The sequence below is a fragment of the Kribbella aluminosa genome (genome assembly GCF_017876295.1).
GTDB classification, from domain to species: Bacteria; Actinomycetota; Actinomycetes; order Propionibacteriales; family Kribbellaceae; genus Kribbella; species Kribbella aluminosa.
This window is the reverse complement of sequence record NZ_JAGINT010000001.1, coordinates 3,793,262-3,820,016: the sequence shown is the minus strand read 5'-3', so window position 1 is coordinate 3,820,016 and position 26,755 is coordinate 3,793,262. Positions and strand designations below refer to the sequence as shown.

29 protein-coding genes, 1 tRNA gene and 2 pseudogenes are annotated in these 26,755 nt (G+C 69.5%); 12 read left to right on the top strand and 20 right to left on the bottom strand.

The window, feature by feature from the left end:
- Positions 1-4: 4 nt before the first annotated feature.
- On the bottom strand, positions 5-658 hold the full coding sequence (locus JOF29_RS18250) for an HAD family hydrolase (protein WP_245357648.1): 654 nt from the start codon (positions 656-658) through the stop codon (positions 5-7).
- Positions 659-834: 176 nt separating this feature from the next.
- Here JOF29_RS18250 and JOF29_RS18245 point away from each other — a divergent pair, with 176 nt between their 5' ends.
- The 3 genes from JOF29_RS18245 to JOF29_RS18235 all read left to right on the top strand — a co-directional run bounded on the left by JOF29_RS18245 (position 835) and on the right by JOF29_RS18235 (position 3,469).
- The gene (locus JOF29_RS18245) at positions 835-1,683 is read left to right on the top strand and encodes a PAC2 family protein (RefSeq protein WP_209695379.1); all 849 of its coding nucleotides are present in this window, start codon (positions 835-837) and stop codon (positions 1,681-1,683) included.
- 99 nt (positions 1,684-1,782) lie between these two features.
- Positions 1,783-2,568 (top strand): L,D-transpeptidase, encoded by a 786-nt coding sequence (gene ldt-CoaP / locus JOF29_RS18240; protein ID WP_209695378.1) that lies wholly within the window; start codon positions 1,783-1,785, stop codon positions 2,566-2,568.
- A gap of 10 nt (positions 2,569-2,578) precedes the next feature.
- On the top strand, positions 2,579-3,469 hold the full coding sequence (locus tag JOF29_RS18235) for a hypothetical protein (RefSeq protein WP_209695377.1): 891 nt from the start codon (positions 2,579-2,581) through the stop codon (positions 3,467-3,469).
- 94 nt (positions 3,470-3,563) lie between these two features.
- On the opposite strand, the gene mshC is transcribed toward JOF29_RS18235, so the two are convergent.
- Positions 3,564-4,784 carry a cysteine--1-D-myo-inosityl 2-amino-2-deoxy-alpha-D-glucopyranoside ligase gene (gene mshC / locus JOF29_RS18230; RefSeq protein ID WP_209695376.1) on the bottom strand — a complete coding sequence of 407 codons (1,221 nt, stop codon included), beginning with the start codon at positions 4,782-4,784 and terminating at the stop codon, positions 3,564-3,566.
- A 102-nt stretch (positions 4,785-4,886) separates the two neighbouring features.
- Here mshC and JOF29_RS18225 point away from each other — a divergent pair, with 102 nt between their 5' ends.
- The gene (locus tag JOF29_RS18225) at positions 4,887-5,579 is read left to right on the top strand and encodes a DUF6882 domain-containing protein (protein ID WP_209695375.1); all 693 of its coding nucleotides are present in this window, start codon (positions 4,887-4,889) and stop codon (positions 5,577-5,579) included.
- Here the strand turns inward: JOF29_RS18225 and JOF29_RS18220 are convergent.
- From JOF29_RS18220 to JOF29_RS18210, 3 genes are read right to left on the bottom strand one after another with little or no spacing between them, the layout of a single operon-like run.
- Positions 5,576-6,370: an SCO1664 family protein gene (locus JOF29_RS18220; protein WP_209695374.1), complete on the bottom strand. Its 795-nt coding sequence runs from the start codon at positions 6,368-6,370 to the stop codon at positions 5,576-5,578. The genes JOF29_RS18225 and JOF29_RS18220 overlap by 4 nt on opposite strands.
- Positions 6,367-6,945: a DUF3090 domain-containing protein gene (locus tag JOF29_RS18215; protein WP_209695373.1), complete on the bottom strand. Its 579-nt coding sequence runs from the start codon at positions 6,943-6,945 to the stop codon at positions 6,367-6,369. Before JOF29_RS18215 ends, JOF29_RS18220 begins: the two co-directional genes overlap by 4 nt.
- 13 nt (positions 6,946-6,958) lie before the next feature.
- Positions 6,959-7,654 carry a histidine phosphatase family protein gene (locus tag JOF29_RS18210; protein ID WP_209695372.1) on the bottom strand — a complete coding sequence of 232 codons (696 nt, stop codon included), beginning with the start codon at positions 7,652-7,654 and terminating at the stop codon, positions 6,959-6,961.
- A 48-nt stretch (positions 7,655-7,702) separates the two neighbouring features.
- Here JOF29_RS18210 and JOF29_RS18205 point away from each other — a divergent pair, with 48 nt between their 5' ends.
- Positions 7,703-8,674, top strand: coding sequence for a magnesium and cobalt transport protein CorA (locus tag JOF29_RS18205; RefSeq protein WP_209695371.1), 972 nt, complete (start codon positions 7,703-7,705; stop codon positions 8,672-8,674).
- A gap of 7 nt (positions 8,675-8,681) precedes the next feature.
- Here the strand turns inward: JOF29_RS18205 and JOF29_RS18200 are convergent, their stop codons facing one another.
- Together JOF29_RS18200 and JOF29_RS18195 are read right to left on the bottom strand one after the other, a co-directional pair.
- Complete coding sequence (locus JOF29_RS18200) at positions 8,682-9,509, bottom strand: undecaprenyl-diphosphate phosphatase (protein ID WP_209695370.1); 828 nt, start codon at positions 9,507-9,509, stop codon at positions 8,682-8,684.
- Positions 9,509-10,561, bottom strand: a complete 1,053-nt coding sequence (locus JOF29_RS18195) for an LLM class F420-dependent oxidoreductase (protein ID WP_209695369.1) — start codon at positions 10,559-10,561, stop codon at positions 9,509-9,511. Before JOF29_RS18195 ends, JOF29_RS18200 begins: the two co-directional genes overlap by 1 nt.
- Before the next feature lie 51 nt (positions 10,562-10,612).
- On the opposite strand from JOF29_RS18195, the gene JOF29_RS18190 reads away from it, so the two are divergent.
- Together JOF29_RS18190 and JOF29_RS18185 are read left to right on the top strand one after the other, a co-directional pair.
- Positions 10,613-11,554: an aldo/keto reductase gene (locus JOF29_RS18190; RefSeq protein ID WP_209695368.1), complete on the top strand. Its 942-nt coding sequence runs from the start codon at positions 10,613-10,615 to the stop codon at positions 11,552-11,554.
- A 21-nt stretch (positions 11,555-11,575) separates the two neighbouring features.
- Positions 11,576-11,761, top strand: a complete 186-nt coding sequence (locus tag JOF29_RS18185; RefSeq protein WP_209695367.1) for a DUF5703 family protein — start codon at positions 11,576-11,578, stop codon at positions 11,759-11,761.
- Here the strand turns inward: JOF29_RS18185 and JOF29_RS18180 are convergent.
- The gene (locus JOF29_RS18180) at positions 11,736-12,785 is read right to left on the bottom strand and encodes a LuxR C-terminal-related transcriptional regulator (RefSeq protein ID WP_209695366.1); all 1,050 of its coding nucleotides are present in this window, start codon (positions 12,783-12,785) and stop codon (positions 11,736-11,738) included. The genes JOF29_RS18185 and JOF29_RS18180 overlap by 26 nt on opposite strands.
- A 9-nt stretch (positions 12,786-12,794) precedes the next feature.
- Entirely contained in the window at positions 12,795-13,217 is a 423-nt protein-coding gene (locus JOF29_RS18175; protein WP_209695365.1) for an ester cyclase, read from the bottom strand.
- A gap of 103 nt (positions 13,218-13,320) precedes the next feature.
- Between JOF29_RS18175 and JOF29_RS18170 the strand changes: the two genes are divergently transcribed.
- Positions 13,321-13,779: a MarR family winged helix-turn-helix transcriptional regulator gene (locus JOF29_RS18170; protein ID WP_209695364.1), complete on the top strand. Its 459-nt coding sequence runs from the start codon at positions 13,321-13,323 to the stop codon at positions 13,777-13,779.
- On the opposite strand, the gene JOF29_RS18165 is transcribed toward JOF29_RS18170, so the two are convergent.
- Positions 13,727-14,974, bottom strand: coding sequence for an MFS transporter (locus JOF29_RS18165; protein WP_209695363.1), 1,248 nt, complete (start codon positions 14,972-14,974; stop codon positions 13,727-13,729). The two genes, JOF29_RS18170 and JOF29_RS18165, sit on opposite strands and share 53 nt — an antisense overlap.
- A 73-nt stretch (positions 14,975-15,047) precedes the next feature.
- Here JOF29_RS18165 and JOF29_RS18160 point away from each other — a divergent pair, with 73 nt between their 5' ends.
- The 3 genes from JOF29_RS18160 to JOF29_RS18150 are packed head-to-tail and all read left to right on the top strand — an operon-like array spanning position 15,048 to position 19,043.
- The gene (locus JOF29_RS18160; RefSeq protein ID WP_209695362.1) at positions 15,048-15,908 is read left to right on the top strand and encodes a LysR family transcriptional regulator; all 861 of its coding nucleotides are present in this window, start codon (positions 15,048-15,050) and stop codon (positions 15,906-15,908) included.
- Positions 15,909-15,950: 42 nt separating this feature from the next.
- Positions 15,951-16,565, top strand: coding sequence for a lysoplasmalogenase family protein (locus JOF29_RS18155; protein WP_209695361.1), 615 nt, complete (start codon positions 15,951-15,953; stop codon positions 16,563-16,565).
- Between the two features lie 48 nt (positions 16,566-16,613).
- Positions 16,614-19,043, top strand: a complete 2,430-nt coding sequence (locus tag JOF29_RS18150) for a glycosyl hydrolase (RefSeq protein ID WP_209695360.1) — start codon at positions 16,614-16,616, stop codon at positions 19,041-19,043.
- Here JOF29_RS18150 and JOF29_RS18145 read toward each other — a convergent pair.
- The 3 genes from JOF29_RS18145 to JOF29_RS18135 all read right to left on the bottom strand — a co-directional run bounded on the left by JOF29_RS18145 (position 19,034) and on the right by JOF29_RS18135 (position 21,805).
- Complete coding sequence (locus JOF29_RS18145) at positions 19,034-20,359, bottom strand: M20/M25/M40 family metallo-hydrolase (RefSeq protein WP_209695359.1); 1,326 nt, start codon at positions 20,357-20,359, stop codon at positions 19,034-19,036. The genes JOF29_RS18150 and JOF29_RS18145 overlap by 10 nt on opposite strands.
- Positions 20,360-20,494: 135 nt before the next feature.
- Entirely contained in the window at positions 20,495-20,983 is a 489-nt protein-coding gene (locus JOF29_RS18140; protein ID WP_209695358.1) for a VOC family protein, read from the bottom strand.
- A 12-nt stretch (positions 20,984-20,995) separates the two neighbouring features.
- A complete protein-coding gene (locus JOF29_RS18135; RefSeq protein ID WP_307863432.1) occupies positions 20,996-21,805 on the bottom strand; it encodes a maleylpyruvate isomerase family mycothiol-dependent enzyme in 810 nt (269 codons plus the stop codon).
- Positions 21,806-21,957: 152 nt separating this feature from the next.
- On the opposite strand from JOF29_RS18135, the gene JOF29_RS18130 reads away from it, so the two are divergent.
- A tRNA-Leu gene (locus tag JOF29_RS18130) sits at positions 21,958-22,043 on the top strand.
- Here JOF29_RS18130 and JOF29_RS18125 read toward each other — a convergent pair.
- The 7 genes and pseudogenes from JOF29_RS18125 to JOF29_RS18095 all read right to left on the bottom strand — a co-directional run bounded on the left by JOF29_RS18125 (position 22,025) and on the right by JOF29_RS18095 (position 26,630).
- Positions 22,025-22,516: an intermediate filament family protein gene (locus tag JOF29_RS18125; protein ID WP_209695357.1), complete on the bottom strand. Its 492-nt coding sequence runs from the start codon at positions 22,514-22,516 to the stop codon at positions 22,025-22,027. The two genes, JOF29_RS18130 and JOF29_RS18125, sit on opposite strands and share 19 nt — an antisense overlap.
- Positions 22,513-23,268, bottom strand: a complete 756-nt coding sequence (locus JOF29_RS18120) for a recombinase family protein (RefSeq protein WP_209695356.1) — start codon at positions 23,266-23,268, stop codon at positions 22,513-22,515. Before JOF29_RS18120 ends, JOF29_RS18125 begins: the two co-directional genes overlap by 4 nt.
- A 180-nt stretch (positions 23,269-23,448) precedes the next feature.
- A complete protein-coding gene (locus JOF29_RS18115; protein WP_209695355.1) occupies positions 23,449-23,793 on the bottom strand; it encodes a recombinase family protein in 345 nt (114 codons plus the stop codon).
- A gap of 441 nt (positions 23,794-24,234) precedes the next feature.
- Positions 24,235-25,140 carry a hypothetical protein gene (locus tag JOF29_RS18110; RefSeq protein ID WP_209695354.1) on the bottom strand — a complete coding sequence of 302 codons (906 nt, stop codon included), beginning with the start codon at positions 25,138-25,140 and terminating at the stop codon, positions 24,235-24,237.
- A 61-nt stretch (positions 25,141-25,201) separates the two neighbouring features.
- Positions 25,202-25,489: pseudogene (locus tag JOF29_RS18105) on the bottom strand (ATP-binding cassette domain-containing protein); the annotation flags it as partial.
- Positions 25,456-25,994 (bottom strand): annotated as a pseudogene (locus tag JOF29_RS18100) (TetR/AcrR family transcriptional regulator). The pseudogenes JOF29_RS18105 and JOF29_RS18100, both read right to left, overlap by 34 nt.
- A gap of 222 nt (positions 25,995-26,216) precedes the next feature.
- Positions 26,217-26,630, bottom strand: coding sequence for a nitroreductase family deazaflavin-dependent oxidoreductase (locus JOF29_RS18095; RefSeq protein WP_209695353.1), 414 nt, complete (start codon positions 26,628-26,630; stop codon positions 26,217-26,219).
- Positions 26,631-26,755 lie beyond the last annotated feature (125 nt).

The window sequence follows — 26,755 nt, the reverse complement described above, 5'->3', positions numbered from 1 at the left end:
CCCCTCAACGGAGCAGCGCGCGCAAGGACTCCGGTGTCAGCGGCTCCAGGGACGTCACCACGAGCCGCCGCGGGGCGTCGGGGATGCCGATCCACTGCGGTACGGCGACGACGTACATGCCGGCCGCCGTACCGGCCTGGGTACCGGTCATCGAGTCCTCGATCACGACGCAGTACGCCGGGTCGACGCCGAGCCGCTCGGCCGCGGTCAGGTACGGCTCCGGGTTCGGCTTGCCGAGCGTCACCTCGTCGCCGGCCACGATCACGTCGAACGGATCCGGCGGCAGGTGCCCCAGCACCGCGTCGATCATCGTCCGGTACGACGCCGACACCAGCCCGCACGGGACGTCTTCCTTACGCAGCGCTTGTAGCAGCTCGAGCGCCCCCGGCTGGAACGTGACCTCTCGCCGGAGCGCCTCGACCACCTCGGAGAACATCCGGTGCGCGAGCTCGTCGCCGGTGATCACGCCCTCCGGGATCCGCGCCATCCAGACCTGCACGGCGTCCCGCAGGTCGCTGCCGATCAACGACAGACAGTCCTCGAGCGTCCAGGCCGCGCCGAGCTCCGCGAGCAGCTCCAGCTGGACCTCCGCCCAGACCTTCTCGGAGTCGACCAACGTCCCGTCCATGTCCCACAGCACCGCTTGCAGGGCCGGCAACTACAGCTCCTCTACGTCGTCTCCCGAGATCCGTTCGATCCATTCTCCCTGGTCCGTCGCGACACGTTCCGCCCGGGGTGAAACCGGCCGCATGACCCGGTCGCAGCACGTAGGCTTGCAGTCCGGATTCCGGCAACCCGCCGGTGTTGGCTTGAGAGACGACAGGGGGCCTGCGAGTGGTTGACCTCGCGAACCTGAGGGACCCGGTCGTGATCGCCGCGTTCGAGGGCTGGAACGACGCGGCCGAGGCGGCCACCGGAGCGGTCGACCACCTGATCGACGAGTGGGACGCGGAGCTCGTGACGGCCATCGACCCCGAGGACTACTACGACTACCAGGTGAACCGGCCGCGGGTCGCGATCGACGACGACGGCGCCCGGCAGCTGACCTGGCCGACCACCCGGATCTACCTGGCCCGCCCGGACGACACCGGCCGGGACGTGCTGCTGATCCGCGGCGTCGAGCCGAACATGCGCTGGCGCGCGTTCTCCCGGGAGCTGCTGGAGCTGGTCGACGAGTCGAACGCGCAGATCGTCGTCGTGCTCGGCGCGCTGCTCGCGGACGCGCCGCACACCCGGCCGATCCCGGTGTCCGCGACCTCGTCTGACGAGGAGCTGACCGCGGCCTGGAGCCTGGAGCCGTCGACGTACGAGGGCCCGACCGGGATCACCGGCGTGTTCGCCGACCTGTGCACGACGCTCGGCGTGCCGTCGGTGTCGATCTGGTCCGCGATCCCGCACTACATCGCCGGTACGCCGTGCCCGAAGGCGTCGCTGGCGTTGCTCGGCAAGGTCGAGGAGCTGCTCGACCTGACCATCCCGGAGGGTGACCTGCCCGAGCTCGCGCGGGCCTGGCAGCGCGGCGCGGACGAGCTGAGCGAGGAGGACCCGGAGGTCGCGGAGTACGTGCAGTCGCTCGAGGAGCAGCGCGACACCGCCGACCTGCCGGAGGCCACCGGCGAGGCGATCGCGGCCGAGTTCGAGCGGTACCTCAAGCGGCGGAACAAGAACCGCCCAGGAGAGTAACCGCTCGGGGTGTGGCGCGTTGTTACCAGTGGGTTTATATTCGACCGGACAACTGGGGGGTGACGGCGCGCCGTCACCGGGATCGCTGGGAGCCGGGACATGCGGGGCATGCGCAACGAGCGGGGTGGTAGTTCGGTCCCTGCACTGGCTGTGCTCGTCCTGCTCGGGGTGGTCGCCGCGATCGGCATCTTCGGCAACAAGGCCGGCAGCGCGAAGACGGTCGACCTCAGCACGCTGACGGCGTCGACGACCGCGACCACGATCGCCACCGCGCCGCTGGACGCCAACCCGTTCGCCGGGACCGGCGGGGTGGTCGTGCACCCCCGGGCCGAGGCCGCGCTGTTCACCTCGCCCGACGCGGGCGACGCGTTCGGGAAGATCGGGCCGACCCAGTTCGGGCCGACCTGGCTGCCGGTGGTGGACCAGACCGACGGCTGGGTCCGGGTGCTGCTGCCCTCCAAGCCGAACCGGTCCACCGGCTGGCTCCAGGACACGGACCTCGAGCGGGCCAGTTCGTCGTACCTGGTCCGCGTGCACACCAGCTCGCGGACGCTCGAGCTCTTCCTGGACAACAAGAGCCTCGGGACCTGGAAGGCCGGGGTCGGCGCGAAGAAGACGCCGACGCCCCCGGGCCGGACGTTCCTGCTCGGCTCGATCATCGACCACAAACGCTCGGCGTCGCCGATCGTGCTTCCGCTGGGTGCGCACAGTCCCACCTTGGACACGTTCGGTGGCGGACCTGGTACCGTCGCGATCCACGGCTGGCCGAATCCGCACGTGTTCGGTGCGGCGATCAGCGCGGGCTGCGTCCGGGTGCCGAAGGCCGCGCTCGCCGATCTGCAGCAGGTTCCGCTCGGGACGCTCGTCCTGATCGACAGCAAATAAGGAGAATCCGATGCGACGACAGTTGGCTCCGACGGTGCTCACGGCCGCGGCCGTGGCGGGCGTCGTGACGTTCAGCCTGGTCGCGAGTGCCCCGGTCGGCAACGCGGCGGCGCGCCCGTCCTCGGCGTACGCCGTGAGCGCCGAAGGACAGGTGCCGGTCGCGAAGACGCCGTACGCCGAGTCGCTGGACGGCAAGCGGCAGACGACGTCCGCGCTCGAACTGCCGAAGAACCCGCTGATCTCGGTGCGGGCCGGGACGGCGACCGCGGGCAACGACTCGGCGTCGGTGGAGCTGTTCGACATCGTGATCGGGCCGGACATCCTCAGTCAGGTGAAGATCCCGCCGGAGCTGAAGCAGCAGTGCGCGAACCTGCCGAAGACCGGCGCCGACAACCTCCCGGTGCCGAACCTCGCGCTGCCGGACCTGGGCCTGGGCCTGCCGAAGCTGAGCACCGCGGACCTGCCGGTGAAGAACCTGCCGGACCTGTGCAACCTGCTGCTCACGCCGCCGAAGTCGCTGCTCGCGATCGACTCGCTGAACGTGTGGTGCTCGGGTGACACCGGCGGTATCGACATCGGCGCGCTGACGCTGCTCGGCCAGACGGTCAAGCTGCCGACCACGAAGCAGGGCGCGAGTCTGCCGTCGAACCCGCTGGCGTCGATCAAGGTCAACAGCCAGGCGAAGCACTCGGACGGCGCCTTCACGGTCACCGGCCTGACCATCAACCTGGCCGGCGCCGAAACCATCAACCTGGCCTCCGCCACCTGCGCGAAGCCCGCCGCCAAATCCAAGCCCACCCCCAAACCCCCGGTGGACCACCCCGCCCCGCCCCAGGTCAACACCCCACCCGCGGCGCCGGTCCCGACCCCGGTGAAAACCCACCAGCCGGTCACCGGCTGACCGCGCACCGAGGCGCTGAACAGGAAGTGGTGCCTGAGCACCCGCTATTTCATGTTCAACGCCTCCGACGCGCAGGCCCTGCTCCGACTTCCGGCTAGAGCTTGACGCCCAGCAAGGCGTCACAGGCCTGGGCGATCAGGGCGGGGGCCTCGGGGTCGTCGCCGTCGGCCTCCGACCACGCGTCGACGGCTGCCAGGGCTCCGGCCGCATCCAGATCGTTGGTGAGGGCCGCGCGTACGGCGTCTGCAACGGCTGCTCCGTCCGGGCCGGAGGGGCGGGCGACGGCGGTGCGCCAACGCTGAAGCCGGGCCTGGGCGTCGGCCAGGTCGGACGACGTCCAGAACCAGTCGGTCCGGTAGTGGTGGGTGAGCAGCGCCAGCCGGATCGCCATCGGGTCGGTGCCGGCGTTCCGCTCCTTCGAGACCAGCACCAGGTTGCCCTTGGACTTGGACATCTTCTCGCCGTCCAGCCCGACCATCGCCTGGTGCACGTACGCCCGCGCGAACGGGTGCTCTCCCGTCGCGACCTGCGCGCCGCTCGCCGACATCTCGTGGTGCGGGAAGATCAGGTCCGACCCGCCGCCCTGCACGTCGAACGTCATCCCGAGATACTTCAGCGCGATCGCCGAACACTCCACGTGCCAGCCGGGCCGACCGCGCCCGAGCGCCGAGTCCCACGCCGGCTCCCCCGGTCGCTCGTGCCGCCACAACAGGCTGTCCAGCGGATCCTGCTTGCCCTCGCGGTCCGGGTCCCCACCACGCTCCGCGAACAGCGACGTCATCGTCTCCCGGTCGTACCCCGAGACCCCACCGAATTCCGGATCCGTCTTCACCGCGAAGTACAGGTCACCGTCGACGGAGTACACCGCCCCCGCCCGCCGCAGGTCCTCGACCGCGTTCGCCACCAGGTCGATCGACTCGACCACGCCGATGTAGTGCTGCGGCGGGATCACCCGCAGCGCCGTCATGTCGTCCCGGAACAGCTGGATCTCCTGCGCCGCGAGGTCGGTCCACTCGACGCCGGTCGCGGTCGCGCGCTCCAGCAGCGGGTCGTCGACGTCGGTGATGTTCTGCGTGTAGACCACGTCGTACCCGGAGTCCCGCCACAGCCGGTTGACCAGGTCGAACGTGACGTACGTCGCCGCGTGCCCCATGTGCGTCGCGTCGTACGGCGTGATGCCGCACACGTACATCCGGGCGGTCTTCCCGTCGCCGGCTTCCACCTCGACCAGCCCGCCGGAGGCGGTGTCGTAGAGGCGTAGCCGCCGGGCCGGCCCGGGTACGACCGGGATGTCTGGTTTCGTCCACGCCTGCATGTATCGGAGCTTATGCCAGTCCCATTTTCAATGACGCGACACGGTTCCAGTCCGTGGGCCGGAGCGCGGCGTGCACCCTGCCGGCGGATACCCTCCTGGGCGATGACTGCCGACTTCAGTGCCGAGTTTCGCGCGTACGGCGGCTGGATCGCCGCGGCCGCGATCCAGCAGCAGGACCTGTTCAACGACGTCGTCGGGCCGGACTCCCTGGAGGCCGACCTGAACGAACGGACGCTCAGCAGCGACCGCGGCGTGCTGAGCGGCGTCACGCTGCTCGGCAGCTTCTCCGAGCTCGACCGGACCTGGCTGTGGGGCTGGGCGAACCCGGGCTTCGGCCCGGATGCGCCCGCGGTCGCGCCGGCGAGCGCGATCCGGGAGTTCGGCGAGCGGCACGCGATCGCCGAGTTCACCGCCGAGACCCTCGAGCTCGGCGGGTTCGAGCAGCCGGCGCAGGCCGCGATCATGCTCGCGATCACGGCCGGTACCGTTCTCGGCGGGCGCGGCGTCTGGTCGACCGCGATCAACGAGGGCCGAGGGCACGTGTACCTGCACGTCGCGGACGAGCAGCTGCCGCTGGCGGGCTTCGACGCGATCGCCACGCCGCGGCTGCTGATGACCGCGGTCAGCGTGTTCCCGGGCGACCACCGGCAGGTCGTCCGCGGCTACTTCCAGCACTTCGGCCTGACGTCCGACGAAGGCCCGAACATGCTCCACGCCACGGCGCCGAACGGAAGCACGATCACGGTCGACTTCGACGACCACGGCCGCGTCGGGAACGTCTCCGTGCAGCCTTAGAAGGCCGGCCAGGGAATCGCGGGCCACTCGTCGCTCGGGAACGGGAAGATCCCAGTCTTGAGCAGGGCCGCGCAGCGTTCCCGGGTCGCGGTCAGCTCGACCGTGGTGATCAGCTCCGACAACTGCTGCCCGAGCGCACCGGCCAGCTCGCCCGCCAGGCGCTTGACGTCGTCGAGCAGCTCGCCCGGAATCGGGTCGCCGGCCCAGCCCCACAGCACCGTCCGGAGCTTGTCGTCGGCGTTGAACGTGACGCCGTGGTCCACGCCGTACACGCGCCCGTCCCCCGGGTTCAGCACGTGGCCGCCCTTGCGGTCCGCATTGTTGACCACGGCATCGAACACGGCCATCCGCCGCAACGCGTCGTTGTCCGCGTGCACCAGCGTGACCGGGTTGTGCCGGCCGTCGAGAGCCTCCAGTACGCCGACCCACCCGTCCGGCACGCGGCCCTGCGGGACGATGTCGACCAGCTCGGTCTCCCCCGCCGCAACCTCAGCCTCGTCGATCCACAGCTGCACCATGCCGACGCCGAGCGGCCCGTCCCGCAACAGCGTCGGCGGAACGACGTGCCACCCGAGCGCCTCGGACACGACGTACGCGGCGAACTCACGCTGGGCGAGCGTGCCGTCCGGGAAGTCCCACAGCGGGCGCTCCCCCTCGACCGGCTTGTAGACGACGGTCGCGCTCGCACCGGACAGGCTCACCGAACCCTGATACGTACCGTTCGAGGCGGCGACCAGGCGGCCGTGCAACGAGAGCTCCCCGAGGGCGAGCAGCTCCGGGTCGATCGTCATTCCGGCAGGTGCCTGCGGTAGCCGTTGGCCCGTGGGCAGATGTGGCCGTCCGCATCGATCGGCCGGCCGCAGAACGGGCAGCTCGGGCGGCCCGACGCGACCAGGGCGACCGCGCGGCGGGCGAAGGCCCGGGCCTGCTCCTCGGTGATCCGGACCACGAACACCTCGGCGTCGTCGGACTCCATCGCGGCGCCGACCGGGTCGGGCTCCTCCTCGAGCTCGGCCGGGTCGACGGCGACGACCGCGAACACCTCGATCACCACCCGCTCGGCGTCGGCCTCCCAGGCCAGCGTCATGGTGCCGGCCCGGAACTCCTCCTCGATCGGCTGCTCCAGCGGTGCGTTGTCGTCCGCGCCGGTCTGGGCGACCGGGTCCCGGTCGAAGCGCCGCGCGACCTCATCCAGCATCACGTCGAGCCGCTCCGCGAGCGCCATCACCTGTTCCTTCTCACAGGCGACCGAGGTCAACCGGTGCCCGGCCCGGGCCTGCAGGAAGAACGTCCTCGCACCGGGTTCCCCCACGGTGCCGGCGACGAACCGCTCGGGGTCGTCGTAGGAGTGCACAACTCGCGCCATACGTCCGACCCTATTACCGTCCGCCGACAACCGCGTCCGAGGACTGCTTCTTCGGCTTCGCTTTCGCTGACGGCTTAGGGATCAGCGAGGCCAGTTCGCTGCCGGAGTCGTTCAGCCGGACCAGGAACGGGCGGGTCGCGGTGTAGGTGATGATCGTCGTCGACGCGGTGTCCACGACGATCCGCTGGAACGTGTCCAGGTGCTGACCGAGCGCGTCCGCGACGATCGCCTTGATCACGTCGCCGTGCGAGACCGCGACCCAGATCGCGTTGCCGCCATGGCTTTTCGCCAGCTCGGCGTCATGCGCGCGGACCGCGTCGACGGCCCGTTGCTGCATGCCCCGCATCGACTCCCCGCCGGGGAACGTGACGGCCGACGGGTGCTGCTGGACGACGGCCCACAACGGGTCCTTCGCCAGCGCCGAGATCTTCTTCCCGGTCCAGTCGCCGTACCCGCACTCGGTCAGCCCACGATCCGTTGCCGGACGCAACCCTTCGTGGTACTTCGCGATCGCGGCCGCGGTCTGCCGGCAGCGCTCGAGCGGCGAGGTGACGAGGGCGGCCAGCGGCAGCTCGGCCAGTCGCTGCGCCACCGCTGCGGCCTGCTGAACGCCCGCGTCGTCGAGTTTCACGCCGGGCGTACGGCCGGCCAGGGTGCCGGAAGTGTTCGCGGAGCTGCGGCCGTGCCGGACCAGGATCACCGTGGGCATGCACTGCACGTTATCGGGTCGGCCCAAGCGGGGTGCAATCATGGTCGGGTGATCGTGGACTGCGGGGTGTACACCGCCGGGGAGCGTCAGCAGCTGCCCAAGGACCCCGAGACCGTTGCCCAGGCCATCGACGACGACGCCGAGAGCTTCGGCTGGATCGGCCTGCACGACCCGTCGGACGCCGAGATGCAGCGCGTGCAACGGCTGTTCGGGCTGCACGACCTGGCGATCGAGGACTCACTGCAGATCCACCAGCGCCCGAAGGTGGAGCGGTTCGGCGACACGATCCTCGTCGTACTGCGGACCCTCTGGTACGTCGACGCGGGCGACGCCGTCGAGACCGGGCAGGTGACCGCGTTCGTCGGCCCGCGGTACGTCGTGACCGTGCGGCACGGCGAAGGCGGCGAACTCGCCACCACCCGGCACGAGCTCGAGGCCCGGGCGTCGATGCTCGGGCACGGACCGGCCGCCGTCCTGTGGGCGATCTGCGACGCGATCGTGGACGACTACGAGACCGTCGCGGAGCAGGTCGAGATCGACGTCGACGAGATCGAGGGCTCGGTGTTCTCGCCGGAGCGGACCAGCGACGCGGAGCGGATCTACCTGCTGAAGCGCGAGGTGCTGGAGATGCGCCGCGCGATCGACCCGCTGCGCGAGCCGATGGAGCAGTTCGCGCACGGCGTCGCCGGGCTCGGCCCGAAGGCGAGCCCGTTCTTCCGCGACGTGGCCGACCACCTCAGCCGGGTCTCCGACCAGGCCGAGGCGATCGACACCCTGCTCACGTCCGCGCTGAACGCGCACCTCGCGCGCGTCTCGGTCCAGCAGAACGACGACATGCGGAAGATCTCCGCCTGGGTCGCGATCGCCGCCGTACCGACCATGCTGGCCGGCATCTACGGCATGAACTTCGACAACATGCCCGAGCTCAGCTGGCACTTCGGGTACTACGCGATCCTCCTGCTGATGGCGGTCGTCTGCGTCACCATGTACCGCTTCTTCCGCAAGGTCGGCTGGCTCTAGAAACGGTCTAGGTCGCCGTGATCGTGCTGGTCGACAGCAGCATCAGCAGGACGACGCCGAGCAGCACGCGGTAGAACGCGAACAGCTCGATCGAGTGCTTGGCGACGAACCGCAGCAGCCAGGCGATCGAGGCGTACGCGACCACGAAGCTGACCACCGTACCGACCAGCAGCGGCACCGCTCCGACGCCGCCGCCCAGGGCGTCCTTGAGCTCGTACACACCCGCGCCGACCAGCGCCGGGATGCCGAACAGGAACGAGACCCTGGTCGCCGCGACCCGGTCCAGGCCGCGGAACAGACCGGCGGAGATCGTCGCGCCGGAGCGGGACACGCCGGGGATCAGCGCCAGGCACTGGACCAGGCCCATCACCAGCGCGTCCAGGAAGGTGATCCGGGTCAGCGGCCGTTCCTTGCTGCTCAGCCGTTCGGCCGCGACCATCACGGCCGACCAGGCGATCAGCGCCCCGGCCACCCACCACAGGCTCCGCAACGGGCCGGAGATCAGGTCCTTGGCGAGGAAGCCGACGATCCCGATCGGCACCGAGCCGACGATCACGTACCAGCCCATCCGGTAGTCGAACTCGGAGCGCCGCTCGGGCTTCGTGAGGCCCCCCACCCAGGCGCCGACGATCCGGACGATGTCCTTCCAGAAGTACAGGATGACGGCGAGGATCGCACCGACCTGGATCACCGCGGTGAACCCGGTGATCGACGGGTCGTTGATCTTCAGCCCGAGCATCTTCGACACGATCGTCAGGTGCCCGGTGCTGGAGACCGGCAGAAATTCGGTCAGGCCCTCGACGATGCCGAGGATGATGGAGTCCCAGATCGTCATCAGTGACCGACCCCGGACAGCTCAAGCGCCTCGGCGGCGGTCCGCAGGTCGGCAATCCGCTGCTCGACCGTCGACGCGAACGGCGTCAGCGCGACGGTGGTCGCACCCGCCTCGGCGTACGCGGTCAGCTTCTCGGCCATCCGCTCCTTGCCGCCGAGCAGCGAGATCCCGTCCAGGAACCCGAACGGTACGGCGGCCATCGCCTCGCGGTGCTTCTTGTCCAGGTACAGGTCCTGGATCTCCTTCGCCTCGTCGGCGTACCCCATCCGGACCGCCAGGTCGTTGTAGAAGTTCTTCTCCCGGCTGCCCATGCCGCCGATGTACAGGGCGGCGTACCCACGGACCGGGTCCGCTGCCGCGTGAACGTCGTCACCGGTCATGAGCGGCGTGGTGACGACGACGTCGAAGCCGTCGAGGTCCTTCTGACCGGCCGCGCGGCCGGTCCGGATGTGCGTCAACTGCTCTCCAAGGAAGCCTGGGTCATTGAGGATCCCGAGCCAGCCGTCGGCGATCTCGCCGGCCAGCTCGAGGTTCTTCGGGCCGACCGCCGCCAAGTACACCGGCACGTGGTCGCGGATCGGCCGCACGGTCAGTTTCAGCGCCTTGCCCGGTCCGTCGGGCAGCGGCAGCGTGAAGTATTTCCCCTCGTACGCGACCGTCTCACGCCGGAGGGCCGCGTTCACGATGTCAACGTACTCACGCGTCCTGAGGAGGGGCTGAGAGAACCGGACGCCGTGCCAGCCCTCCGAGACCTGCGGACCGGACACGCCCAGGCCGAGCCGGAACCGGCCGTTCGACAGCCGGTCCAGGGTGGCCGCCGTCATCGCGGTCATGGCCGGTGTCCGGGCCGGGATCTGGAAGACGGCCGCGCCGACGTCGATGGTCGTGGTCTGGGCGGCGATCCAGCTGAGCAGCGTGGCGGCGTCCGAGCCGTACGCCTCCGCGGCCCAGGTGACCGAGAAACCGAGTGCCTCGGCCTCCTTCACCAGCCTCAAATGGTCCAGATGGTCGTCGCCGCCGAAGACGAAGCCGATGTTCAGTCCGAGTCGCATGACTGGCGAGCCTAGCGAGAGGTTGTCGGTGGGCCGCAATAGGCTCGGGTCATGCAGCAGCGCTATCTCGGTCACAGTGGACTCGCGGTGAGCAGGCTCGGCCTGGGCACCATGTCGTGGGGCCGGGACACCGACGAGCACGAGGCGCGCGAGCAGCTGGCCGCGTTCGTGTCCGCGGGCGGCACGCTGATCGACACGGCGGCGGCGTACGGCGACGGCGACAGCGAGCAGCTGATCGGGTCGCTGCTCGGCGACGTGGTGGACCGCGACGACGTGGTGATCGCGACCAAGGCCGGGTTCAGCGTCCGGCGCGGCGAGCGGATCACCGACACCTCGCGTGGTGCGCTGCTCCGCGACCTCGACGGCTCGCTGCGGCGGCTGAACACCGACTACCTCGACCTGTGGCAGTTGCACACCTGGTCCGACGACGTGCCGCTGGAGGAGACGCTCTCGGCCCTGGACCACGCGGTCAGCTCCGGCAAGGTGCGGTACGTCGGCGTCTCGAACTACGCCGGCTGGAAGTCCGCGCGGGCAGTCACCTGGCAGCAGGCCTGGCCGGGCCGCGCGGTCCCGGTCGCCAACCAGGTGGAGTACTCGCTGCTCGCCCGGGACGCCGAGGTGGACGCGATCCGGGCGGCCGCCGGACTCGGGATCGGGATCCTCGCCTGGTCGCCGCTCGGCCGCGGGGTGCTGACCGGGAAGTACCGGACGGGCATCCCGGCGGACTCGCGGGCGGCGTCTCAGCATCTGTCCAGATTCGTCGACCCCTACCTCGACGCCCGGGCATCGGGCATCGTGGAAGCGGTCGCGCGAGCCGCCGACGGGCTCGGCTGGACCCCGCTCGAGGTGGCGCTCACCTGGGTGCGGGACCGGCCGGGCGTGTCGGCGGCGATCGTCGGGGCCCGGACGGCGCTGCAACTGAAGTCCGTGCTGGGTGTGGAAGAGCTCACAGTGCCGCCCGCCATCGTCGCGGCACTGGAGGACGTTTCCTGAAGTCTGCAGGTGGAGGTGTGGATGGGCGAATACGAGCTGCAGCAGTTCGAGGTGTCCAGGACGGAGTCCCGCGGCGCGGTGCGCAAGCTGCTCACCGAGCACGCGGAGTACGGCGGCTGGGAGCTGGCCAGGCTGCGTCGCTATCCGGACGGTTCGCGCCGGGTGTGGTTGCGGCGCCGGATCATCCGGGTGATGCGGACCCTCTGAGCAGCGCGGCCACCAGCTCCCGGCGGCTGCCGACGCCGACCTTCTCGTATGCCGCCCGCACGTGCTCCTGCACAGTGTGCGGCGACAGGCACAACCGCTCGACGATCTGCCGCGTCGAGAACCCTTGCAGCAACAGCTGGGTTACCCGCTGCTGAGCCGGGGTCAATCCGTGCAGGTCCAGTAACAACGATCCCAGCTGAGCCGCCGACACCGGCTCGATCACCACCGCCGTCCGTGCGCCGTCCGACGGCTTGCCGGTCCGAAGCGTCGACACATGCAGTACCAGCCACCGGCCCGCGCTCGTCCGGAGTCTGGGGGACGGCATGGCCGGCAGCTCCGGCACTCTCCGCAGCTGCTCAGCCAGTGCCCGGACCGCGACGGGCAACTCGGTACGGCGTTCCGGGTCGAGCTCCCGCAACCAGTGCTCGGCCTCCGCGCTCATCGACTCCACGTGGAGTTCCGCATCGAGGACGACCACGCCCGGCCCGACGTCGGCCGGGGCTACCGGATCCGCCCGTAGACCGCGTCGCAGTCCCTCGCCGACGTGTGGCGCGATCCGTCGTACGACCTGAATGTCCCGCTCGGAGAAGCCGGCCTCGGCGTCGGCCCGGTGCAGGCAGATGACACCCCAGCAGCGGCCGTTCGACATCAGCGCGGCCCGGAGCTCGTCACCGAGGCCGAGCGGCCGCATCACGTCGGCGTACCGGGAGCTGCTGCCCCAGTCGCCCCTCGTCGCGTGCCCGAGAGAGTTGACCGGATCGCGGGCGGCGGCGAGGGCGGTGAACTTGTTGACGTCGGGCTGCCCGAACTCGTTGGCCAGGAACTGCTCGGTCACCTCGCCGAGCAGCGCGTCCGCCGTCGCCGAGGTGAAGAGCACGGTCGCCGGGTCGACGGTGGCGAAGAACGCGGCATCGACCGTCATCAGGCCCTTGAGCCGAGTCAGGACCTCGGACCGCAGCGCATCGGCGTCCAGCCCCGCGTAACAGCGCCGGATCAGCACCTCCAGGCGATCCCCCGCCCCCATGATCGGATCCTACGCCGGTACGACGCCCAGTTGCCTGAGGAGACTCAGCTGATCCATTTGGCCCCAGCGTTCGACGATGCGGCCGTCGCGGACACGGAAGATGTTGATGCCGGGCAGCGTGACGGTCTTGCCGGTAGCCGGCACGCCCATTACCTCTGCCTGGTGTGTGCCACTGGCCGTGAACCGCTCGGCCACGAGGTCTCCCTCGGCGATCAGCTCATGCAGTTCGCTGTGCCAGTCCGGGAACGCGGCCCGGATCTGTTCGCCGGCGTGCCGGAACCCCTCCCGATCCGGCGTACCGCCGAACCCCGGCGAGTCGTGAGCGATGAAGTCCTCTGCGAGGTACGTGTCGACCGCGCTGAGATCGCCCTTGGTGAACAGCCCGTCGATGAAGTCCTTGACGACGGCCTTGTTGCTCTCGGTTGTCTCCATGGCATCGATGCTCCAGCGGCGCGCCGGGCCCGCGTACCCCTACTAGTTGGGGTTTCCGGACCGCCCGGGAGTGATATCTCTGCGGCAGAGGTATTCTCGAATCATGACCGAGGCCCTCGCCGAAGAACTGCTGGCCGCGCTCGGGCTGGTGCGCCGGCACCTGCGCCGATCCGTCGGCCGCCCGTTCCCGCTGTCGTCGCTGTCCGACTCGCAGTCCGAGCTGATCCGCACCGTCCGGCGGAACCCGGGCATCTCGGTCGCGGAGGCAGCCGACGGGCTCGGGCTGGTCGCGAACACGGTCTCGACCCTGGTCGGCCAGCTCACCGAGCGCGGCCTGCTGCAGCGCACCCCCGACGAGTCCGACCGGCGCGTCGCCCGGCTGACCCTGACCGATCCGGCCCGCGAACAGGTCGAGGCCTGGCGGGACCGCCGTACGGCACTGGTCACCCGGGCACTCGACGACCTCGCCCCGGCGGACCGACGCGCGTTGCGGGCCGCGTTGCCGGTGCTCACCGTACTGGCGGATCGTCTGCATCCCGAAGAACAGCAGGAGCACACCTGAGCGCGGAACCCGCGGTCGACGTCACCGGTCCGGCTGTCTGGCATCTGATCAGGACCAGTACGGCGACCGCGGACGTGACCAGCCCGGCGCCGACCAGGGACGGAGCCGCACCGACCGCGCCGATGATCGGGCCGCCGGCCAGCAACCCGGCCGCGCTGCCCGCGTTGACGACGACGCTCTGCCCGGCGAGGAGTGTTCTGCGCTCGGCGCCGGCCGAGGAGCGCGTGATCAGAACCGAGATCGCGGCGATCCCGATCACCACCGCCACGCCGGACAGCGCGCCCATCAGCGCGACGACGGGCGGTGTGGTCCAGAGCCCCATCCCGACCCAGCACAGCCCGGACCAGCCCCACGCGGCGACGGCGGTCAGCACCGGGTTGGTACGCCGTACCACCGCCAGCGAGATCGCAGTACCGACGAGCGAGCCGACGCCGTACCCGGTCATGCCGGCGGCCAGGTAGACGCCCGGGCGGCCGCGCTCCTCGCCGAGGACGGACAGCCCGAGAGTGAAGGCGAACCAGGTGACGCACCCGGTCCCCCGCACGATCCAGCCGTACAACACCTCGCGCCGGCCCTGCAGACTCTCGCGGATGGAAGGCGGTTCGACTGCGACCGCGACGGTCCGCTCCGGCTGGACCGTGCAGGCCAGCAGCCCGGCCGCGAGAACGGCGGCCGCCTCTGTCCACAACAGCTCGTTCGTGACGCCGATCGCGACCGCCAGCGCTCCGACGGACGGGCCGACCAGCATGCCGACGCGGCGCAGGCCGTCCTGCCAGGTCAGCAGCATCACTGCCCGGCCGTCGCCCCACCTGTCGCCGGTGTCCGCGAGCAGCGCTGCCCGACCCGGAGTCGCCAGGGCATCGCCGCAGCCGAGCAGCAGCCCGCTGATCACAAGCAGCGCCGGCGAAAGCACGCCCAGGCCGGCAGCCGTCGGCACGGATGCCAGCGCGATCGCCGACACCAGCGCCACCACCGCCAGCCGTGGTCCCGAGTCGACCCACTGCCGCGCCTTCCGTGCCCACCACGGCGACAGCAGCACCGGTACGCCGGCCGCGCCGCCGACCAGTCCCGTCGCGGCGACGGACCCCGTCTCACGGAGGATCACCAACGGCAACGCAACCTGCGCGAGCCGGAACGCGAAATCCGCCGTACCACTTCCCGCCAGCAGTGCCAGCGCCTCAGTTCTTGCCCGCATGCCTTGAATTCTTGGCGTTCCGGTGCCCAGCAGGTAGCCACCGGAGCTTGCGTGCTTGCCATAGGCTGGACCTATGGCCTCATTACCCTCGGTCGAGGACCTACGGCTGGTCCAGGCCGTCGCACGGACCGGCGCGGTCGGCACCGCGGCCCGCGAGCTGCGCATCTCGCAGCCGTCCGCGTCCCAGCGCCTTTCCCGCCTCGAACGGCTCTGCGGCACCAAGCTCTTCGAGCGTGACACCCGCGGCGCCCGCCCGACGCCGGCCGGAGCCGAGCTCAGCCGCCGCGCCGACCACATCCTCGGCCATCTCGAGGAGGTGTACGCCGCCACCCGCGCGGCCGCCACCGGTCAGCGCCTGGTGATCGGTACGTTCAGCAGCATCGCCCCGATCCTGTTCCCGATCCTGGACGCCGACCTCCCGGAGATCGAGATCCAGCAGCAGGTCGACCACGGCCACTTCCTGGTCGAACGCGTCGCCGAGGGCACCATGGACGCCGCCTTCATCGCGATCGCCGAGCAGATGGCGCTCCCGCACGGCACCGTCGGCCGCCGGGTCGGCCGCGACGAGCTCGTCCTGTTCGTCCCGCCCGGCGCACGACCGCCCGGCCGCGGGCGGCAGCCGCTGAAGGACCGCCCGATGGTGTTCTCCACCTACGACCGCGGCAGCGAGGACATCCACGACCGCCTCGCCGCTCTCGGCGCCCTCCCCCGCCGCGGCGTCACCCTCAGCACCACGGTCGCGATGGCCCGCCGCCGCGCCCATCTGGCCCTCGTCCCCCGCACCGCCCTGGCCACCGAGCTCCGCCCAGGTGAACACCTGATGCCCGCCCCGTTCCGCTACCGCCTCACCCTCTCCGTCGTCACCACGCCGACACCCCCCAAGCCCCTGATCGCCCACCTCCCCCAGCTCCGCGCCACGTTGAACTTGTCGTGAACAGCGGTGAGTTGTGGCTGACGGTGCGGCAGACTCACTGGCATGAAGCTGGGGCGGTTGGCGCGCGGGCGGCGGGTGTTGGCGGGCTTCTGGGGTGCGACCGTGGTGCAGGTCGCTGCGGTTGCGTTCGACGTCGGGATCCTGAAGCAGGCCAGCAAGATGACGTTGATGCCCTTGCTGTGGCAGTGGTCGCGGACGCAGGACGCGCCGCCGTTGCTGCAGGCTGCGTTGCTCGCGTCGGCGGCCGGTGATCTGCTGCTCGAGACCGATCTGCAGCTCGCGGGGATGGCGGCGTTCGCGGCGGCCCATGCTTGCTACCTCGCGGTGTTCCTCGCCGACCCAGCGCAGCGGTCCTGGCGGGTGCTCGCGGCGTACGCCGCGCTCTGGGCGGCGCTGATCGCCGTACTGTCCCCCAGCCTCGGCGGTCAGCGGGTGCCGGTCGCCGCCTACGCATTGTTGCTGACAGCAACCGCGATCGCGTCCCGCTGGCACAACACCCGCAGCGGCGTCGGCGGCGCGTTGTTCCTGGTCTCGGACGCGCTGATCGCGCTCCGGATGGCCGGCCACGACTTCCGCGGCCGCGGTGCGCTGACGATGTCGACGTACGCCGTCGGGCAGTACCTGCTGACCTCGGGCGTGACCAAATCTGACCGGTAGTGGTCATTCGCGTTGACCCGCGGCCGCCGCCACTATGGGGTGGACCGTATGGCGACCGTCGACGACGTACGACGACAGTTCCGGAACCCGCCGCCCGAGGCGCGGCCGATGATGCGGTGGTGGTGGTTCGGACCGTCCGTCGACCGAGACGAGATCGACCGCGAGCTGAACGCGATGGCCGCGGCCGGGCTCGGCGGGGCGGAGGTCGCGTTCGTGTACCCGATGGCGCCGGTGACCGCGCCGTTCGGGTCGCTTGAGTTCCTCGAGCTCGTCGGGCACGCGTCCCGTACGGCGCAGACACTCGGCCTCCGGTTCGACGTGACGCTCGGGAGCGGCTGGTCGTACGGCGGCCCGCACGTCGGGACCGAGTACGCGGCGCGGCAGTTGCACTGGGACCGGCGCGAGATCGGCGCGGCGGCGTACGACGTACCGATCGTGGCGGCCTGGCCGGGTGACGAGTTCGTCGCCGCGTACGTCGGTGACGGGTCCGCGGGTGCGCCGTCGTCGTACGTCGAGGTGCCGGTGCGTGAGGGGGTCATCCAGGTCCCGGCGGGCGGGCAGCCCCGGGAGGTGCTGATCGCGACGTCGCGGGTCACCGGGCAGAACGTGAAGCGGGCGGCCGTGGGTGCCGAGGGCCACACGCTCGACCACTACTCGGCGGCCGCGGCGCAGGAACACATCCGGGCCGTCGCGGAGCCGTTGCTCAAGGCCGCGATGCCCGTGGGGTCGGTGTTCTGCGACAGCCTCGAGGTGTACGGCGGGGACTGGACGCCGGCGATGCTGTCCGAGTTCGCCGGGCGCCGCGGGTACGACCTGCGGTCCCGGTTGTACGAGTTGCTGGTCGAGACCGAGGGGTCGCGGCAACTCCGGATCGACTTCGGGCGGACCTTGTCGGAGTTGTACGAGGACAACTTCCTCAAGGTGTTCCAGAGCTGGGCGGCCGGGCACGGCGTACCGTTCCGGATCCAGAGCTACGGCGAGCCGCCGGCGACGATGAGCAGCTTCCGGTTCGCGGACATCTCCGAGGGCGAGGGGTGGGCGTGGCGGGGCATTCCGGAGACCCGCTGGGCGTCGTCGGCGGCGAACATCTACGGCCAGCCGGTGGTGTCGGCCGAGGTGTGGACGTGGGTGCACTCACCGTCCTTCCGGGCGACGCCGCTGGATCTTCAGGGTGAGGCGCACGAGCATTTCCTGTCCGGCGTCAACCACCTGATCGGGCACGGCTGGCCGTACTCGCCGTCCGACGGGCCGGGGCTCGGATGGATCTTCTACGCCGCCGGGGCGCTCGACGACCGCAACCCTTGGTGGCCGACGGCAACGGCTTTGTTCGGCTCACTGCAGCGGCTGTCGTGGGTGCTGCGGCAAGGTACGCCGGTCCGGCCGGTGAAGATCTACATCCCGGCGTCAGACGCGTACGCCGCGGTGCGCGACGGGTACCGCGAGCCGAACAACCTGTACCGCGTCGTGCGGCAGCTGATCCCGGAGAGCGTGCCGCAGACGATCCGCGACGCGGGCCTCGACTTCGACCTGATCGACGACGACGCGATCACGGTGGTGGACCCCGGCGACGTCCCGGTGATCGTCGTACCGTCGGGGACGACGCTGCCGCCGGACACCCGCCGCTGGCTCGACGCGGTCCGTGCCGCCGGCGGGACGGTGGTCACCGACGTCTCCACCCTCGCGCAGAGCCTGCCGCCCGCACCTCTCACCCCCGTGCCCGACGTCGGCGTCGTACACCGCCGTCTCGACGACGCCGACCTGTACTTCGTGGCCAACACCAGCCCCGAGGCCCGCACCCTGACCTTCCCTGCCCCGATGGAACGCTGGAGCCCCCTCACCGGCGAAACTCGCAGCACCCGCTCCACAACCCTCCACCCTTACGAGTCGGCCATCCTCGTCCCGGCTGCGGGAACGGACACTGTGCCGTCCACCGAACTCGTCTGTGCGGTTGACGGTGATTGGTCGGTTGCCTTTGGCAATGAGGTTCGTCCGGTGACGCTCCCGCACCGCTGGGAGGACGACCCGGCGCGTACGACGTACTCCGGCTCCGCCACCTACCGAACCCAGGTCGAGCTACCGGCCACAAGCGACCGCCTCCTCATCGACCTCGGCCCCGGCACCCCGGTCGCACCCGACAGCGAGCCGTACGTCCCGGGCAACTCCTACCGCGCCCTCATCACCCCGCCCGTAGGCGTAGCCGCCGACGTCTACCTGAACGACGTCCACTGCGGCGCACTCTGGGCCCCGCCGTACCAGCTGGACCTCACCGAGGCGGCCCGTCCAGGCACCAACGACCTACGCATCGTGGTCCACAACACCGCGGCCAACGCCCTCTCGGCGGACCAGCACCTGCTCGACGCGGCTGCCGAGTCCGCCGCCCACTACGGCCGACGCTTCGACCTGCAGCACGTCGAGCACGCGACGGACTACCTGGACTCCGGGCTCCTCGCCGTACCGCAGATCCTCCGTCAGGCTTGAGTGAGGAACCGGTCCAGCACCCGCGACCCGAACTCCAGCGAGGACGTCGGCACCCGCTCGTCGATGCCGTGGAACATGCCCATGAAGTCCAGGTCCGGCGGCAGCTGCAGCGGCACGAACCCGAAACAGCGGACGCCAAGCCGGCTCCACGACTTCGCGTCCGTACCACCCGACATCAGCAGCGGCGCGAACCGGCTCTGCGCGTCCTCGGCCTGCACGCACGCCTTCATCGCGTCCACCAGCCCGCCGGTGAACTCGGTCTCCAACGCGATGTCGGAGACCACGGTCTCACGCTGCACCTTGTCGCCGAGCAGCTCGTCGATCGTCGCGTAGAACTCGTCCTCGTACCCGGGCAGGAACCGCCCGTCGATGTGCGCCTCGGCGTCGCCGGGGATCACGTTCACCTTGTAGCCGGCGTTCAGCATCGTCGGGTTCGCGGTGTTCCGGAGGGTGGCGCCGAACATCCGGCTGAAGCTGCCGAGCCTGGCCAGCGTGGTCGTCATGTCGTCCGGGTCGAGCTCGGTCCCGAGCACGTCCTCGAGCGTCTTCAGGAACTCGCGGACCGTCGGCGTGACTCGCAGCGGCCACTCGTGCGAGCCGATCCGGGTGACCGCCTCGACCAGGTTGGTGACCGCGTTGTCGGTGTTCACCATCGACCCGTGACCCGCCGTACCGCGGGCCTTGAGCCGCATCCAGTTCATGCCCTTCTCGGCGGTCTCGATCAGGTACAGCCGGAGGTCGTCCTTGATCGTGACCGAGAACCCGCCGACCTCACCGATACCTTCGGTGCAGTCGGCAACGGTCTCCGGGTGGTTGTCGATCAGCCACTGGGCGCCGTACACGCCGCCGGCCTCCTCGTCGGCGGTGAACACCAGCCGCACCGGCCGCCGCGGCTTCACGCCGGCCCGCTGGCGCGCCCGTACGACGGAGAGCACCATCGCGTCGAAGTCCTTCATGTCGACCGCGCCGCGGCCCCACACGCACCCGTCGAAGATCTCGCCCGCGAACGGGTCCACCTTCCAGTCCTTCGGGTCCGCCGGGACCACGTCCAGGTGGCCGTGCACGAGCAGCGGGTCCGCACTCTGGTCCTCACCGTCCCAGTGGGCGACCAGCGTCGCGCGGCCCGGCTCCGACTCGTAGATCGTCGACTCGATCCCGACCTCGTCCAGCTTGGCCGCGACGTACTCCGCCGCGACCCGCTCGCCGTTGCTCTTGCCGTTGCCGTAGTTCGTGGTGTCGATGCGGATCAGCTCACTGCAGAGCTCCACCACCTCGGCGTCGGCGGCGTACGACGTACTGTCGGTCGAGGTCGTCATGCGCCCATCCTAGGTGCGCGCGCTGCCCGGTCGAGGATCCGGTCGGCGGTTTCCTCCGGGGCCGGCCCGGCCGAGTCGAGCCACCAGCCCGCGTGGCCGAACTCGCGCCGCATGTCGGCCCCGAGCTGCTCGTATTCAGAGGACCTTGAGCCCGTACATCTCGCCGAGCGGGTCGGCGATCAGCTCGATCCGGGCGCCGTCGGGGTCACGGAAGTAGATCGACGTACCGCTCTCCTCCTGGAACTCGACACCGTGCGCGGTCAGGCTCGCCTTGAGCTCGTCCCACCTGGCCGGCTCCACCGAGATCGCAAGGTGGTGCAGCCCGCCGAGCACTTCGGCGTACGGCCCGAGGTCGAGCCCGGGGAAGTCGAAGAACGCCAGCAGGTTCCCGTTCCCGATGTCGAAGAAGAAGTGCGTCGACCCCTCGTAATCCCGATTCCCGACCATCTCGGTCAACGGAAACCCGAGCACCTCCTGGTAGAACCGCACCGTCCGCTCGACGTCCGTGCACAGTAACGCAGTGTGATGCAGCCCACGCGCGGACGACTTCCCGCCCGGCTTCAGGTACGCCGTTCTGATCCGGTCCCGCTCGGCCTCGATCGCAGGCAGGTCCATGTCGGTCATGCCGAGTCCCCCTCAGATCCGGAAGAACAGGTTCAGGTACCGGTCCGCGACGGCCCGGTCGCCGCGGATCGTACCGGCGTTGCCGCGGCCGAACGCCGTCAGTACGAAGCTGCCCGGATCGAACTCGATCACCGCCGGCAGACCGCTCGCGTCACCGGCCGCGTAGTCCATACCGCCCGGCCCGACGCTCACCCGGGTGTCGCCGGCGTTCGGGCCGCTGGTGATCCGGATCCCCAGCTCGCACGGATCCTTCGCCCCGGTCGTGTACTTCCACAGCACGAACATGAACGGCACGAGCAGATCAGCCGCCTCGCCCGAGAGGCCGTGCGCCCGGCCGGTGCCCTGCCGGATGTCCCACGAATGGACGCCGTAGTCCATCAACTGGAACGCCGGGTAGAAGAACGCCGGCAGCGGCCCCATGTAGAAGTGCGGCACGGTGAGCCCGCCCCAGTCGTCCGGCCCGAGCGCCTCGAACATCCCCATCAACTTGTCGAAGTCGGACCGCAGCCGCTCGACCAGTTCGGCCTGCGGCACCCCGCGGAGCGCCAGCGCCTGCTTGTCCACCCGCTCGGCCATCCCCGGCAGCCCGTACGCCGCTGGCACCTCCGTGTGCGAGCGTGCCGCGTCGAACGCCACGAAGTACGCCTCCGTCGTGTCCGTGACGTGTGCCACCACGTCCCGCACTTCCCAGTGCCCGGCCCCGGTCGGCGCCTCCCACACGTCGGCACCGTCGACCATCCCGAAGAACCGCTCCGCCTCGTCCCGAACGACCCGGAGCATCGTGTCCTTACCCTCGAACGTCATCCCGTTCCACGCGTCCACGGCGTACTCACCTCCGCCTGCGAAGCCGGTGCTTCAATTTCAAACTACGCCCCCGACACACCGTCGTCACCACCCAACGCCCCGATGTGAATTCCACCCCTGGAGTTTGCTACTGTTCTCCGGTCGGTACCGCGCAGGCGGTCAGACCACTCGTCCGGGTGGCGGAATAGGCAGACGCGCTAGCTTGAGGTGCTAGTGCCCTTTACGGGGCGTGGGGGTTCAAGTCCCCCCTCGGACACAGACCTTATCCACACGGTCCCCCATCGGGTCGACCTCCACGTCAACCGTCTGGTCGGCGTGGTGATACTTCAGCGAAAGCCGCAGCGAGCCGTACAGCTGGTTCAACTCTTCCGGGTTTGCCACGTTCAAAGCCGCTCCGATGTCGCCCAACTCATCGATCCACTCCTCGAGCTGCGCCCTGGTGATCGTCGCTTGAGTCGGCAACGACGCCAGCAGCCTTTCGGCGGTCTGCTTCTCCGCTGCGGCCGCGTTGTACTGCTCACGCAGCTCGACTGGATCCCAGCCGGCATCGAGCGCCTTCCGCACCCGATCCATGGTGATCTTTGCCGCACGGACACGCCCGCGAAGGTCCTCGACATGTTCGATCCGGTGATCCTCGGCATCGTCCTCGACCAGCAACGTCTCGATCGTCTCGGAGCGGTGCATCGGGTCGAACAGGGACCCGATCCAACGATTGACGGCGGGCGTCACAACGTCCTCCCGCAGGTAGATCTGCCGAGGATGTGCCAGCGCACTCCTAGACCCCGGAACCAGCGTCCGCGCATTGCACCGGTAGTAGACAACGTCCTGCCGTCGAGCCGCCCTTCCATCTTCCGCGAGCACAGTCCGCACCTCACCAAGCCACGGAGCGCGTACACCCGCTTCGGCGAGGTGCGGCGCCGCTCAACCGCAGACCACTTTTGGATCCCATCGGACTTCCGCTTCCGCCGCCGCAACTGAGCCGCGGTGAATGTCTCGACCGAGATGATCGCCGGATGCGCCGGCTCCCTCGATCGCACGATCTTCGCCTGCGGAGACCTCCGAAACCTCACCACGTAGCCGGCGGCAACATCATCTGGATCAAGTAGCTCTTCGACCTTCTGCCAGCGACCGTAGACGGCGTACCCGGTGTACTGCGGGTTGTTGAGTATGGCAACGACCGTCGAGTGCTGCCATCCGTTCATCGACCGATGCCGGTTCTGCTGCGGAGCACGCGCCGACGGACACGGAACACCTTCCCGGTTGAGGTGCTCAACGATCGCCTTCCTCCCCCACCCCTCCAGATACAGATCGAAGATCCGGCGCACCACCGCGGCCGCGAACTCATCAATCGCCAGCACCCGCAACCGCTGCCCCTCAGCGGCCTTCCTCGGATGAGGATGCGGCCCGCCGTCCACCACGACATACCCGTACGGCGGACGCCCGCCCTGGTAGCGCCCACCAATCACCACCTGCGCGGCCATCGCGGCCCGAACCCGACGCTGCACATGTTGCCGCTCGGACTTCGACAACCCACCCGTGATCGTCATCGCCATGTCGTGCACTGTGTTCTCCGGGTCGAACCGCCCGCCCAGACTCGGTATCCACAGGGACACGCCGTACCGATCAAACTTCGGCCACGTCAAGCTGAACTGATTGCTGAATCAACACCGAGTCGCCTCCCCGACCACCAGTCCCTGCCACCCCCTGTCCCGGTTCTTCAAGGCTCGCAGAACCTCACTCGCCTGCTCCCGCCGTTCCCAGGGCAACGACCCTGACTGCCCGATGTCGAAGAACTCCTCGACCACTTCACCCCCGAGCGGCTCCACGAACCGCTGCGCCTCCCCCAGTTGCCACGCCTTCGAGGTCGCAGGATCCTGATTGTTCTCCGTCGAACACCGCCCGTAGAACGCGAGTCGCTCGATCCCGCTCCCGTTCACCGGCTGATCTGCCAACGCCTCCATGCCGAGCAACTCGTCCAGAGTCGTCCACTCATCGCCGTCACTCACGACGCTTCCTCTCCGCTCCGCACCGCTCATCAGACCCACGACGCGACCCTGCCAGCCGAGCAATGATCCGCCGAAGCACACGAGCAGCTTGTGGATACAGCACCGGCGCCCGATCCGGAGTTTCCACTCCGACCCACGACTCGCCTCGTTCCCGCTGAACATCTCGACCATCCGCCATGAACGCTGAACGCTCGCGACCACCAAAGAACTGGCAATCGGGAAGCGTTGCGATGTTTTGCGAGAGCCCGTGCAGTCCGCTGGGATCTCCAGGACCGCGCCAAGACCAACCAGTCCGGCGAGCTCACCGCGCTGCACAAGATCAACCACCCTCCTGACCTCTGGGAGAAGAGATTCGAAAGCCAGATCGCCGACCCGAAACGCTCCCCCTACATCCCTGGACCGAAGGCCCCGGCTTCCTCTGAACCGCGGCGGCGGCAGGACCTACAAGCCGAGATCAGGCTGCCTGGTCTCGGCGTCTAGGTCGATCGACTTCGACCCGGCTCTATCGAGGCGCATCTCGGAAGTTGGGATGTGCCGCTCGGCGGCATCGATCAGGCGTCCCGCAACGGCGACAACTCGACCACCCAACGTCTCAACAAGTCGTGCTGCGGGGGATCTGCCGACCATTCCCGAGACGCTGGGTATGAGGTCCGTTGACACTCCGCCTGGTACGACGCCGAATCGCGCGAGCAGCGTGTACGCAACCGACGCAGCCTCCAATCGGACCAGACCATGGCAGCCCGAATCACGAGACAGCTTGTGCATCCGCAGGTGAGCCAGCTCGTGAGCCAGGCTCAGCGCCACCACCGGGTCGTCAAACTCGCCAGGGACAACAATCCGCCGGCGCCGGTGATCGGTGCCTCCCCCACGCATGTCCGCCGACAACGATCCCTGTTCGACGCGGTATCCCGCAGCAGCCGCAACCTGCGCCAGCCCCGCAAAGACGCTCATCGGCCGTACGCTGACGACCGGCCCGAGCGAGGAACGGACAATCTGCGCGCCATCGGTCTGACTCACGTCCCAGACCGTCGCGACGCCGTGGCCCTGCACCGGACCGGCATGACGATCGAAGTCCGCTGCCGGCGCAACGATCCTGATTCCAGACGCGCCCCGCACAACACGGCGCCCCCGCCGTTGCCATCCCTGCCGCCCCTCCACCCACACGGCATCCGGCAACTGCAACTTGATCAGCACAACGTTCCTGAACGACTGGCCACGCAGCATCGCAGACGCCTCCAGCCACCGCATCCACTGCCAATCAGACCAGTTCCGACGGACGTCCGCATCGACAGCTCTGCGGAGATCATCAACAGTCACCCGAAATCCGTTCGCCTCGCTGGTACCCATGAGACCAGAGTCATCAGGTTCGACCCGCGTCTGAACCCGGCTGAGAAGATCCCGGACTCTAGTCGAATGCCTCGCCACCGGTCAGGTTCGGCCACAGGCTCACGTCGCCTGGCACATAGGCGAGGCGTCGGTGCAGCTCCACCGCGTCGTACCACGGGTGCATGCCCAACGCTTCGACATCCCCGGAGTCGGCGCTCAGCAGACCGAGGACGATGCGGATCGCGGTGGATTTGCCGGCGCCGTTGGGACCGAGGAAACCGGCCACCTGTCCGGTCCCGACGGCCAGATCGAGACCGTCGAGGGCGCGTGGCCGACTTAGCGTTTCGCGTCGCCGGCCGGCGGATCGCAGACGTACATCAAGTACTCGTCGAGCATCGAGCGCTCTACGAACAACCCCTCCGAGAACAACTCCAGCGCAGGCAGCGTGATCTCGTCCGACAGCTGCCGCAGCTCCTTCCGGAAGTCATCGACCTCCCGGATCCCCGGACGCAGCGAGATCCACAGCGACAACGAACCCATCGACTGCATCGCCAGGTACCGCGCCCGCGCGACCGGGTCCCGGCTCGGCCGGATCAGGCCGCTCTCGACCCCTGCCTCGAGGTACTCCCGCGCGTCCCGGCCATCTGCTCCATGAACTCCGCCGCGAGCTCGCCACCGGCCTGCAGGCTCCGCAGCGAGTACAGCGCCATCGGCGCATACTCCTCGATCTCGGCCAACTGCGCGATCGCCGCCGCCGGACCGCTCGTCGCCGCCTTCAGCCTCTCCGACCGGATCACGCTCAGGACGTACGCGTCACACGCCTTTCGCAGCCCGTCCTTCGAGCCGAAGTAGTGCAGCACCAGCCCCGCCGTCACGCCCGCGTCCGTCCCGACCGCGCGCAGACCGACCGCGAAACCATCCCGCCCGTACCGCAGGATCGCCGCGGTCCCGGATCCGCTCGGCCACCTCGCTTGAACGCAGGTTCAATGCTTAAACGCACGTTCAATGACGCCGCAAGCCCCGGGCCGGCTGCGCCGGTCACGGCTCCACCTGCGCAGCGTTAATCTGGCTCATCTTGCAGAGGCTGGTCGGTCGGGTCACCGAGCTGCGAACTCGATCCGCAGCAACGGCAGCCTCGCGCCGACGTCGGCCCGTACTGGACCGGCACCGGCAAGGTCCGGAAGCTCCAGCATCCGCCCCAGCGCCTTCGCAGCCCGCCGATGGCGACCACGGTACTGCTCGAACAGCGCCGGAACCTCTTCTGACGGAACCAGCTCCGCGGTCGCCCGTACCCCGCGGCGACGGCCCGTCCACACCCGCACACCCGGCTGGGCCAGCACGTTGCGGTACCACTGCGCGCCCCGACCGTAGCCGGACACGATCACCAGCCCGTGCGCGTCGTGTTCCAGCACTTCGAGTACGACGTACCGCCGCAGCCCACTGGTCCGCCCGAGGTGCTCCAGCATCACCAGACGCCGCCCGAACACGAACCCCAACCCGGCACGGAACATCGGAATAGGCAACCGCGCAATCCCCCGGGGAATCCGCCGCGTCACGTCTCCACCTCAATCCCATTCACAACCGCTTCTCCTCGTACTGTCGACAGCGCCACAACGCCCCTCCGACGTATCGGCGG